Source organism: Neorhizobium sp. PAMB6716, assembly GCF_058242805.1.
Window position 1 is genome coordinate 3,737,131 of sequence record NZ_CM177835.1, and the last position, 11,456, is coordinate 3,748,586.

Consider the following 11,456-nt stretch of genomic DNA (forward strand, 5'->3'; position numbering starts at 1 on the left):
ACTGCTCTGGCTGTGCTGGCACGTCGGTTTGGGAGGACTGGCTGATGAACATGCGTGCGGTCGCAACGGATGAGGCGACCCGGATTTCCGCCATCATCGAGGACTGTCGGCAGCTGGAAGGGCCGATGTTGCCGATCCTGCACAAGGTGCAGGCGGAATTCGGCTTTATTCCGGAAAGCGCCAAGCAGGTGATTGCGCAGGCGCTGAACCTGTCGCGGGCCGAAGTGCATGGCGTTGTGTCCTTCTATCATGATTTTCGCAGTCACCCGGCCGGCCGCCACACGCTGAAACTCTGTCGCGCCGAGGCCTGTCAGGCCATGGGCAGCGAAGATCTGGCGGAGGGTGTCAAAGCTCGCCTCGGCATCGACTGGCATGAGACGACGCCTGATGGCGCGGTGACGCTGGAACCGGTCTTCTGTCTTGGCCTCTGCGCCTGCGCCCCGGCGGCCATGCTGGATGGCGAGGTTTATGGAAGGCTCGACGAACACTGTCTTTCCGACATGGTGACGGAGGCGCGCCGATGAGCGTGACCGTTTTCGTGCCGCGCGATGCGGCAGCCCTAGCCGTTGGTGCCGATCGTGTCGCTTCTGCCATCATCACCGAAGCGCACGCCCGCAATCTCGACGTCCATGTGGTGCGCAATGGTTCGCGTGGTCTGCTGTGGCTGGAAGTGCTGGTGGAGGTGCGCACCGATCATGGCCGCGTGGCCTACGGGCCGGTCAAACCCTCCGACGTACCCTCGCTCTTCGAGGCGGATTTCCTGTCCGGTGGCAACCATAAGCTGGCGCATGGGCTCACGAAAGAGATCCCGTTCCTGAAAGGTCAGACACGGCTTACGTTTGCGCGCTGCGGTGTGACAGATCCGCTGTCTCTGGAGGATTACCGCCATTACCAGGGCCTGAAGGGGCTGGAAAAGGCTGTCGCGATTTCGCCGGCCGAGATTGTGGCTGAGGTCACGGCGAGTGGCCTGCGCGGTCGCGGCGGTGCCGGCTTTCCCACAGGCATCAAGTGGAAGACGGTCGCGGACGCGCGCGGCGATCAGAAATACATCGTCTGCAATGCCGATGAGGGCGACAGTGGCACGTTTGCAGACCGCATGATCATGGAAGGCGATCCCTTCGTGCTGATCGAGGGCATGGCGATTGCCGGCATCGCGGTCGGTGCGACGAAGGGCTATATCTACACCCGTTCCGAATATCCGCATGCCATCCGGACCATGGAAGAGGCAATCGCCATTGCAAGGGCTGCCGGTATTCTCGGGCCGTCCGTGTTGGGTTCGCCTTACGCCTTCGATATGGAAGTGCGCGAAGGCGCCGGCGCTTATGTCTGCGGCGAGGAAACCTCGCTTCTCAACAGCCTTGAAGGAAAGCGCGGCATCGTCCGGGCAAAGCCGCCGCTTCCGGCTCTGGAAGGCCTGTTCGGCAAGCCAACGGTCGTCAACAACGTCATGTCGCTTGCGTCCATCCCGATCATCCTCGACCGCGGCGCTTCTTTTTACCGCGATTTTGGCGTCGGGCGCTCGCATGGCACCATCCCGATCCAGCTTGCGGGCAATATCCGCCATGGCGGTCTTTACGAGACCGCCTTCGGGTTGACGCTTGGCGAACTGGTGAACGAGATCGGCGGCGGCACGCTGACCGGGCGTCCGGTGAAGGCGGTGCAGGTGGGCGGTCCGCTCGGCGCCTATTTCCCGCCCTCGCTGTTTTCCACCAGCTTCGACTACGAATCCTTCACGGCCGCCGGCGGCCTGATCGGCCATGCCGGCGTGGTTGTTTTCGATGAGGCCGCGGACATGCTGAAGCAGGCGCGGTTTGCTATGGAATTCTGCGCCATCGAAAGCTGTGGCAAATGTACGCCGTGCCGGATTGGCTCCACACGGGGTGTCGAGGTGGTCGATAAGATTGCCAAGGGCATCGAGCCGGAAAAGAACAAGGTGCTGCTGGAAGACCTCTGCAACACGATGAAATTTGGCTCGCTCTGCGCGCTGGGTGGTTTCACGCCTTATCCGGTGATGAGTGCGCTGACGCATTTTCCAGAGGATTTTGCGCCGGTGCCGGTGCGGGAGGCTGCGGAATGAGCTTCAAAGAAAGTCCCCTCCCGCTCGCTTTGCTCGCCGCCCTCCCCACAAGGGGGAGGGCTCAGCGCGCGGCACCGTCCCGTCCAACGCAAGCGAAGACTGTGACCTTACCGTTACTGCCTCGCTCGTTATGTCCTTTGGAGCAGGCGGCTGCCACGAGTCGTCTCCCCCCTTGTGGGGGAGATGGCCGGCAGGCCAGAGAGGGTCTTTCGTCCTGCGTCCATGCCGAGTTCGCACAGGAGACAGTCTGATGCCCCTCGTTCCTGAAATCGATTACGGTACACCCGCCTCGAAATCCACCGAACTGGTAACGCTCACCATCGATGGCCGCGCGATTACCGTGCCCCAAGGCACTTCGATCATGCGCGCCTCGATGGAAGCCGGCATTCAGGTGCCAAAGCTCTGCGCCACCGATATGGTGGACGCCTTCGGATCCTGCCGGCTCTGTCTGATCGAGGTGGAGGGCCGCAACGGCACCCCCGCCTCCTGCACCACGCCGGTGGCGCCGGGCCTTGTCGTCCACACCCAGACGGAGCGACTGAAGCAGATCCGCAAGGGCGTGATGGAGCTATATATCTCCGACCACCCGCTCGACTGCCTGACCTGCGCTGCCAATGGCGATTGCGAGCTTCAGGACATGGCCGGAGCCGTCGGCCTTCGAGATGTGCGTTATGGTTATGACGGCGAAAACCATGTGAAGGCACGTTCAGTCGAGGGCGGCATGAATGCCCAGTGGCTGCCGAAGGATGAGAGCAATCCGTATTTCACCTACGACCCCTCAAAATGCATCGTCTGTTCGCGTTGCGTGCGCGCCTGCGAGGAAGTGCAGGGCACGTTTGCGTTGACCATCGAGGGTCGCGGTTTTGACAGCCGCGTCTCGCCCGGCGCGCATGAAGCCTTCCTCTCATCGGAATGCGTTTCCTGTGGCGCCTGCGTGCAGGCCTGCCCGACGGCGACGCTCACCGAAAAATCGGTGATCGAGATCGGCCAGCCTGAGCATTCGATGGTCACCACCTGCGCCTATTGCGGCGTTGGCTGTTCGTTCAAGGCGGAAATGCGCGGCGAAGAACTGGTGCGCATGGTGCCGTGGAAGGATGGGCAGGCCAATCGCGGCCATTCCTGCGTCAAGGGTCGGTTCGCCTACGGTTACGCAAGCCATACGGACCGCATCCTCAACCCGATGATCCGCGAGAAGATTTCCGATCCCTGGCGCGAGGTTACCTGGGAAGAGGCCTATGCGCATGTCGCCTCGGAATTTCGCCGCATCCAGTATCAGTATGGCCGGGAATCTATCGGTGGCATCACCTCGTCGCGCTGCACCAACGAGGAAACCTTCCTCGTGCAGAAGCTGATCCGCGCCGGTTTCGGCAATAACAATGTCGATACCTGCGCCCGCGTCTGCCATTCGCCCACCGGTTATGGCCTCGGCCAGGCGTTCGGCACGTCGGCCGGCACGCAGAATTTCGACTCGGTCGAACATTCCGACGTGGTTCTGGTCATCGGTGCCAATCCGACCGACGGTCACCCAGTCTTCGGCTCGCGGTTGAAGAAGCGGCTGCGCAAGGGCGCCAAGCTGATCGTGATTGATCCGCGCCGCATCGATCTGGTACGCACTCCGCATGTGGAAGCCTCCTTCCATCTGCCGCTGAAGCCCGGCACCAATGTTGCGGTTCTGACAGCGCTGGCCCATGTCATCGTTACCGAGGGCCTGTTTGATGAGGCCTTCATCCGCGAGCGTTGCGACTGGTCCGAATTCGAGGACTGGGCTGCATTTGTGGCCGAGCCTGAGCATTCGCCGGAAGAAACCGAAAAGTTCACCGGTGTACCGCCAGAAGATCTGCGCGGTGCCGCTCGCCTGTTTGCCAAGGGCGGCAATGGCGCGATCTATTACGGCCTCGGTGTGACCGAACACAGCCAGGGCTCGACCACGGTCATGGCGATTGCCAATCTGGCGATGGCTACCGGCAATATCGGCCGTCCCGGCGTCGGCGTGAACCCGTTGCGCGGTCAGAACAATGTCCAGGGCTCCTGCGACATGGGGTCTTTCCCGCACGAACTTCCCGGCTATCGCCACATCTCGGACGATGCGACGCGCGAGACCTTTGAAAAGCTCTGGGGCGTGACACTGAACAACGAGCCGGGTCTTCGTATCCCGAACATGCTGGATGCCGCCGTCGATGGCACGTTTAAGGGCATCTACATTCAGGGTGAGGATATCCTGCAGTCCGACCCCGATACCAAGCATGTTTCGGCGGGCCTTGCCGCCATGGAATGTGTCGTGGTTCACGATCTCTTCCTCAACGAGACGGCAAACTATGCCCATGTCTTCCTGCCGGGTTCGACCTTCCTGGAAAAGGACGGCACGTTTACCAATGCCGAGCGCCGCATCAACCGCGTGCGCAAGGTGATGACGCCGAAGAACGGTTATGCGGATTGGGAAGTGACCCAGAAGCTGGCGCAGGCCATGGGGCTCAACTGGGCCTATACGCATCCTTCTCAGATCATGGACGAGATTGCCGCCTCGACCCCAAGTTTTGCCGGCGTCTCCTACGATTATCTTGAAAAGATGGGTTCGGTGCAGTGGCCGTGTAACGAGAAGTTTCCTGTGGGATCGCCGATCATGCATGTCGATGGCTTCGTGCGCGGAAAGGGCAAGTTCATTCGCACGGAATACGTGGCAACCGACGAGCGCACCGGCCCGCGCTTTCCGCTGCTTCTCACCACCGGCCGCATTCTCTCCCAGTACAATGTCGGCGCCCAGACGCGGCGCACGGAAAATGTGGTCTGGCACGAGGAGGACCGGCTGGAACTCCACCCGCACGATGCCGAACAGCGCGGCATCAAGGATGGCGATTGGGTGAAGCTTGCGAGCCGCGCCGGTGAAACGACGCTTCGGGCGCTGATCACCGATCGCGTCGCGCCGGGCGTCGTCTACACCACCTTCCATCACCCGAACACGCAGGCCAACGTCATCACCACCGACTTTTCCGACTGGGCGACCAACTGCCCGGAATACAAGGTAACGGCGGTGCAGATCTCGCCCTCGAACGGGCCGACCGAATGGCAGGAGGATTACGAGGAACTGTCGCGTCGGTCGCGGCGGATTGCAGCCAAGCTGGAAGCGGCGGAATGATACCCACCACCCGCACGGTTGCTGAAATCCAGTCGCGCGATGGACGCACCGTCACCGGCAGCCGGGTGGTGCCGGAAGAGGTGCCGATCGCTTTTTCGTTCGGCGGCTCCACCCATGCAGTGATGATGGCGACGCCGGCGGATCTTGAAGATTTTGCCGTTGGTTTCTCCATGGCCGAGGGCATCATTCGCGCGGCGAGCGAAATCCTGTCCATCGAACCGGTCGAGGCCGGCGACGGCATCGATGTACAGGTGACGTTGAAGGACGCAACCGCCGAAGCGCTGACCCTTCGCCGTCGGCGCATGGCAGGTCCCGTCGGGTGTGGGCTTTGCGGCATCGAATCCATCGAGCAGGCCACCCGCACGGTGCCGCGGATCTCAGACGATGGTTTTCAAGTGTCGCCAGACGAGCTTTCAACCGCCATGGACCTGATGGGCCAGGCACAGCAGCTGAACCGAGAAACGCGAGCCGTGCATGGTGCCGGCTTTTATGTGCCGGGCGAAGGATTGGTTGCGATGCGCGAGGATGTCGGGCGCCACAATGCCCTCGACAAGCTGGTGGGCGCCGTTCTTCTCGGGGGCTGGGCGCCGGCCGAGGGCGTGGTGGTCGTCACGAGCCGTCTGTCGGTGGAAATGGTGCAGAAGGCGGCGATCCTTGGCAGCCCGCTGCTTGCCGCAATTTCCGCGCCGACGGCCCTTGCCATCCGCACCGCCGAAGAAGCCGGCATGACGCTCGTGGGCATCGTGCGCGGCAATGACTATGAAATCTTCACCCATGCCGACCGCTTGACCGCAAAGGGAGGTGCCACCCATGTCGCTCAATCACACGGATGAAAAGCTTGTCCGCATGGCAAACCAGATTGCGACCTTCTTTGCCTCGCAGCCGCAGGACGTGCGGGTGGAGGGCGTGGCGACCCACATCAACAAGTTCTGGGAGAAGCGCATGCGACGTCGCTTCTTCGAGTTGATCGATGCCGGCACCGGCGGTTTTCTGCCGCTGGTCATCCTGGCATCGGCCCGCATCAAGCGCCCGGACGAGAGCAATGATTGCGCTGTCGGCCTGGGCGCCGATGCGGCCGAAGGCGCACCGGGAGGCAAGGGGACGGCCGCCGGGGAATCGCTTTCAGAGCCGAGCGTGCCGGAAAGCACCGCTTGAACGACACGATGGGCGCCGGACCGGATCGGCCGGCGCAATGTCAATTTTTTATGTCTGACATTCCATAGGGAGGTATTGTCAATGGCAGTAGCAGGCGTGACGGGGGGAAGTATGGCGGGTGTCGGCTTCCTGGATAGAGAGCGAATCATTGCAAAACCGGGTTTCAACCGCTGGCTTGTGCCACCGGCAGCGCTGGCCATTCATCTGTGCATCGGCATGGCCTATGGCTTCAGCGTCTTCTGGCTGCCGCTCAGCCGCGCCATTCCGAACGCGGATCCAAGCTGCTCGGGGCTGACGCTGGGAGGCGCGCTGTTTACGACTGCCTGCAACTGGCGCGTGGCGGATCTTGGCTGGATCTATACGCTGTTCTTCGTCCTCCTCGGCTGCTCCGCGGCCATCTGGGGTGGCTGGCTGGAGCGCGTCGGGCCGCGCAAGGCGGGCTTCGTGTCTGCCTGCTGCTGGTGCGGCGGTATTCTCGTTGCAGCGCTCGGCGTGATGTTCCACCAGCTCTGGCTGATGTGGCTCGGTGCCGGTGTGATCGGCGGTATTGGTCTTGGCCTTGGTTATATCTCGCCTGTGTCCACCCTCATCAAATGGTTTCCGGACCGGCGCGGCATGGCAACCGGCATGGCCATCATGGGGTTTGGCGGTGGCGCGATGATTGGCGCACCGCTCGCCAACATCCTGATGAACACGTTCAAGACCGATATGTCCGTGGGTGTGTGGCAGACTTTTGTGGTCATGGCGCTCGTCTATTTCGTCTTCATGATGGGCGGTGCTTTCGGTTATCGCATTCCCCCCGCCGGCTGGCGCCCGGAAGGCTGGACGCCGCCGGCTGCCAAAAGCAGCATGATAACCACTCGGCACGTTCATCTGAAGAATGCACACAAGACGCCGCAGTTCTGGCTGATCTGGGCCGTACTTTGCCTTAACGTATCCGCCGGCATCGGTGTTATCGGCGTCGCCTCGCCCATGCTGCAGGAAATTTTTGCAGGCTCTCTGATCGGCCTGCCGGATCTCACCTTCTCGCAGCTTGATGTCGCCCAGAAAGCACAGATTGCGGCAATTGCCGCCGGCTTTACCGGGCTTTTGTCGCTGTTCAACATTGGCGGCCGCTTCTTCTGGGCATCCATGTCCGACAAGATTGGCCGCAAGAACACCTACTTCTGCTTCTTCATCCTCGGCATCGTGCTTTATGCACTGGCACCGACGCTGGCTGGTCTCGGCTCCAAGGCTCTGTTCGTTCTGGCCTTCGGCATCATCCTGTCGATGTATGGCGGAGGCTTTGCCACGATCCCCGCATACCTTGCGGATATCTTCGGCACGCAGTTCGTCGGCGCCATTCATGGCCGGCTACTGACGGCCTGGGCAACAGCTGGCATCGTCGGCCCTGTTGTCGTCAACTATATCCGCGAAGCCCAGATTGCGGCGGGTGTTGCGCCGGGGCCGGCTCTTTACACCGGCACGATGTATATCCTCGCCGGCATGCTGGCGCTGGGGCTCGTGGCCAATGCCCTCGTCAGGCCGCTCGCCGACAAGTGGTTCATGTCGGATGCGGAAGTGGCAGCCCTTCAGGCGAAGACAGCTGCGGCCAATGCCGGCCCGACCGGTTCCTTCGGCATTGGCAAGGGTGGCTTTGATGCCAAAGCCGCCATGGCCTGGGCTGTTGTCGGTATTCCCCTTCTCTGGGGCGTCTGGGTTACGCTGAAGAACAGCCTGGCGATCTTCGGATAAGCAGCTTTGTAAACAGAAAAGAGGGAAGGCGGCCTTGCGGGTCGCCTTTCGTCGTTTTGGGCGACTTGCGAGAGGATCAGTTCAGCCAGAGATGGATGAGGGCTGCCTCCGGCGTCTCGCCACCACCGTTTTCAATGCCGGTCGCCCAAAGACCGGCGCCGGCTGCGTAAGCGCCGGGTTCCAGCCCGCCTGCCTCGCACTGGCTGACGGCGCGGATGCGTTTGCCTTCTGTGACGGCCTCTGCAAGGGCTGCCATGATAGCCGGATCGTTCATTGCCGTTCCCGAACCGAAGACCCGGAGCACGGCGCCATCAAGCACGTTGAGTGCTGCCGTAAGAAGCTCTGCCGGCATGCCTGGCGTCAGCGTCAAAACGGCAAGGCGGCGCGTATCGAACCGGCGCGAGAGCGGCGCATTTGGGGCATCCTGTCGCTGGGCACGAAAGGCATCCATTGCGTGGCTGTCATGTTTTACCAGCCCTGCTGCGGCTAAAAGTTTGCCGGCAAAGGCGAGATCGACGCCGATACCGCCGGCAAGGGCAGCCTTGATGGCCAGCGAAAGATTTTCGTCCGCATCGCCTTCTTCGCCAAGCGGGATCATTGAGCCGCAGAGGATGATGCGGCGTGCCTCACCCGCCAGCGCCTGGGACAAGGCCGCACCGGTAAACGCCATGGTATCGGTGCCATGGGTGATGATCACCGGAAGGTCAGGATGGGCGCGGATGGCATCCAGCATCTCGTTCCAGTGGCGCGGACCGACATCGGCACTATCGAGAAGAGGCGTGAAAACATGGGTCGAAAGTGTGGTCTTAGGCGGCAACCGTTCGGCAACGGCCGTCTCCACAAGCCCCTGCTGCGGTTGAAGTCCGTCCGGCCCCTGCGCCATGCCGATCGTTCCGCCGGTGTGGATGAGGAGCAGGCGCATGAGATGTCCTTCAGTATTCAAGGGGGTGCCCGTCTGGTAGTCCAGCCGCTTGCCAAGATCAAGAAGCGTAGAGCCGTGGCGACGAAAGCAGGCACGCAAAAAGGGCAGCGGCGGTCTCCCGCGCTGCCCTTGGAAATGTGTTGTCTGCCCGAAAGATCAGATCAGGCCGCCATGTCTTCGAGATCGCTGCCCTTGAACATTTTCGACAGGTTCAGGAAGCAGATCATGCCGTTTTCATTGGCAATGATGCCTTCGGAAAACGACTTGTCGAAGGAGGCCGAAACCTCCGGCACCGGCTGCACCTGATCCGACGGGATCGTCAGGATGTCCGAAACGCGGTCGACCAGCATGCCGATGACCATGTTGTGTACTTCGGCCACGACGATGGCCGAACGCTCGTTGGCAACCGTGCTCTTCATGCCCAGCTTGTAGGCGAGATCGATGATCGGAATGACCGAGCCGCGCAGGTTCATCACGCCGATGACATCGGACGGTGCATGCGGGATTGGCGTGGACGGTGCCCAGCCGCGAATTTCACGGATCGTGGTCGTCTTCACGCAAAATTCCTGATCGTGAAGGCGAAACGCGATGATCTCAAGCATCTCGCCGCTGTAGCTTGTAGAGTTGATCGTCGTAGCCATCAAAATTCTTCCCAACTTTCCGATGCCTGGGCGGCGGCTGCGCCACCGGTACTGGAGCGTGCAACCTTGGCCATGAGTGAGCGAGCCGGAGATGCCACAGGGCGTGCATCGGGTCGCGCAACACTTACCTTAGAGGAAGATTGTTTCCCAAAGCTGAATTTTGAAATGAGAGTTCTGAGAGAATCCGCCTCGCGCGCCAGGCTGTGGCTGGCGGCGGAGGATTCTTCCACCATGGCCGCATTCTGCTGCGTATTCTGGTCCATCAGGTTGATGGCCTTGTTGATTTCCTTCAGGCCGGTGGCCTGCTCGCGGCTGGCCTCGACGATGGCAGCGATATTGCCGTTGATATCGTCGACCTCGCCGATAATCGATTGCAGGGCCTTGCCGGTCTCATCGACAAGGGACACACCCTTTGCCACCTGCTGGCTTGACGTGTTGATCAGCGCCTTGATTTCCTTGGCAGCCTTTGCCGAGCGCTGCGCGAGTTCCCGCACCTCCTGCGCCACGACGGCAAAACCCTTGCCGGCTTCACCGGCACGTGCGGCCTCGACGCCGGCATTCAGCGCCAGAAGGTTGGTCTGGAAGGCAATGTCGTCGATAACCCCGATGATCGACGAAATTTCGCCGGAGGAGTTTTCGATCTGGCCCATGGCGGAAATGGCATTGCTAACCACCTCGCCGGAATGCGTGGCCCCGGCAGTCGTGCGGCCGACCAGTTGTCCGGCCTCTTCGGCACGTTTTGCGCTGGTCGCGACCGTCTGCGTGATCTCATCCAGCGCGGCTGCCGTCTGTTCAACGGCGGCTGCCTGCTGTTCGGTACGTTGGGCCAAGCTGTTGGAGGCCTGGCGGATCTGTTCGGAGCCGGATGCAATCGCTTCGGCATTCTCGCCAACGATCTGCATGGCCTGCCGCAGCTTTTCCATTGATTCGTTGAAGTCGGTACGGATCTTCTCAAGGCTTGGAATAAACGGCTGGGTGATGCGGTGGGTCAGATCGCCACGAGACAAGGCCGTCAGTCCGTCGGCAATATCATCCACGGCACGCACGCGTTCGGTAATATCGGTGGCAAACTTCACCACCTTGAACACGCGTCCGTCAGCATCGAAGATCGGGTTGTAGGAGGCCTGGATCCAGACGGCCTTGCCGCCCTTGCCGATGCGCTTGAATTCGGCAGCAACCGCTTCGCCGCCAGCAAGTTTCTTCCAGAACGTGGCGTATTCCGGGCTGTCGCGAAAACCCTGCTCGACGAACATATTATGATGCCGTCCCTGAACTTCGTTCGGACTATAACCCATGCAATTCAGGAAATTTTCGTTGGCAGTGATGATGTCGCCCTTCGGGGTGAACTCGATGACCGCCTGAATCTTCGAGATCGCCGCGATCTTGCCGGCATCTTCGGCTGCTTTCAGCTTTGCCGCCGTAATGTCTGTGGCAATCTTCACCACCTTCACGATTTTTCCGCGCACGCTGACGGGGTTGTAGGAGGCTTGGATCCAGACATCGCTACCGTTCTTGCTGATGCGCTTGTATTCGGCGGCCTGGAACTCACCTCGCGCAAGTTTTGCCCAGAAGAGCTTGTAGTCCTCCGACCGGGTATAGGCGGGATCGCAGAACATCGCGTGCTGCTTTCCCTTGATCTCGGCAAGCGTATACCCAAGCGCGCGGCAGAAGTTTTCGTTGGCGGTGAGGATACGGCCGCTGAGATCGAACTCGATCAAGGCCTGAGAGCGGCCGATCGCAGTAAGCAAGTTGCTGGCGTCGCTGGTCGGCAGGAAACTGAGGGTCACGGACTTA

General features: G+C 61.2%; 9 protein-coding genes. 6 read left to right on the forward strand and 3 right to left on the reverse strand.

The features are described from left to right. The first annotated feature begins 44 nt into the window (after nt 1-44). The 6 genes from AC4CWH_RS18085 to AC4CWH_RS18110 all read left to right on the forward strand — a co-directional run bounded on the left by AC4CWH_RS18085 (nt 45) and on the right by AC4CWH_RS18110 (nt 8,099). On the forward strand, nt 45-524 hold the full coding sequence (locus AC4CWH_RS18085) for a formate dehydrogenase subunit gamma (RefSeq protein ID WP_491319790.1): 480 nt from the start codon (nt 45-47) through the stop codon (nt 522-524). Next, the gene (locus AC4CWH_RS18090) at nt 521-2,077 is read left to right on the forward strand and encodes a formate dehydrogenase beta subunit (protein WP_491319791.1); all 1,557 of its coding nucleotides are present in this window, start codon (nt 521-523) and stop codon (nt 2,075-2,077) included. Before AC4CWH_RS18085 ends, AC4CWH_RS18090 begins: the two co-directional genes overlap by 4 nt. A 250-nt stretch (nt 2,078-2,327) precedes the next feature. Continuing rightward, nucleotides 2,328-5,210: a formate dehydrogenase subunit alpha gene (gene fdhF / locus AC4CWH_RS18095; RefSeq protein WP_491319792.1), complete on the forward strand. Its 2,883-nt coding sequence runs from the start codon at nt 2,328-2,330 to the stop codon at nt 5,208-5,210. Continuing rightward, nucleotides 5,207-6,043 carry a formate dehydrogenase accessory sulfurtransferase FdhD gene (gene fdhD, locus AC4CWH_RS18100; RefSeq protein ID WP_491319793.1) on the forward strand — a complete coding sequence of 279 codons (837 nt, stop codon included), beginning with the start codon at nt 5,207-5,209 and terminating at the stop codon, nt 6,041-6,043. The genes fdhF and fdhD overlap by 4 nt, the downstream gene beginning before the upstream one ends. Then, nucleotides 6,021-6,365, forward strand: coding sequence for a formate dehydrogenase subunit delta (locus AC4CWH_RS18105; protein ID WP_491319794.1), 345 nt, complete (start codon nt 6,021-6,023; stop codon nt 6,363-6,365). Before fdhD ends, AC4CWH_RS18105 begins: the two co-directional genes overlap by 23 nt. 81 nt (nt 6,366-6,446) lie before the next feature. Continuing rightward, nucleotides 6,447-8,099 carry an OFA family MFS transporter gene (locus tag AC4CWH_RS18110; protein ID WP_491283440.1) on the forward strand — a complete coding sequence of 551 codons (1,653 nt, stop codon included), beginning with the start codon at nt 6,447-6,449 and terminating at the stop codon, nt 8,097-8,099. A gap of 76 nt (nt 8,100-8,175) precedes the next feature. On the opposite strand, the gene AC4CWH_RS18115 is transcribed toward AC4CWH_RS18110, so the two are convergent. From AC4CWH_RS18115 to AC4CWH_RS18125, 3 genes are all read right to left on the reverse strand, one after another. Then, a complete protein-coding gene (locus AC4CWH_RS18115; protein ID WP_491319795.1) occupies nt 8,176-9,021 on the reverse strand; it encodes an asparaginase domain-containing protein in 846 nt (281 codons plus the stop codon). 161 nt (nt 9,022-9,182) lie between these two features. Then, nucleotides 9,183-9,662, reverse strand: a complete 480-nt coding sequence (locus AC4CWH_RS18120) for a chemotaxis protein CheW (protein ID WP_491283442.1) — start codon at nt 9,660-9,662, stop codon at nt 9,183-9,185. Continuing rightward, nucleotides 9,662-11,449 carry a methyl-accepting chemotaxis protein gene (locus AC4CWH_RS18125; RefSeq protein WP_491319796.1) on the reverse strand — a complete coding sequence of 596 codons (1,788 nt, stop codon included), beginning with the start codon at nt 11,447-11,449 and terminating at the stop codon, nt 9,662-9,664. Before AC4CWH_RS18125 ends, AC4CWH_RS18120 begins: the two co-directional genes overlap by 1 nt. Nucleotides 11,450-11,456 lie beyond the last annotated feature (7 nt).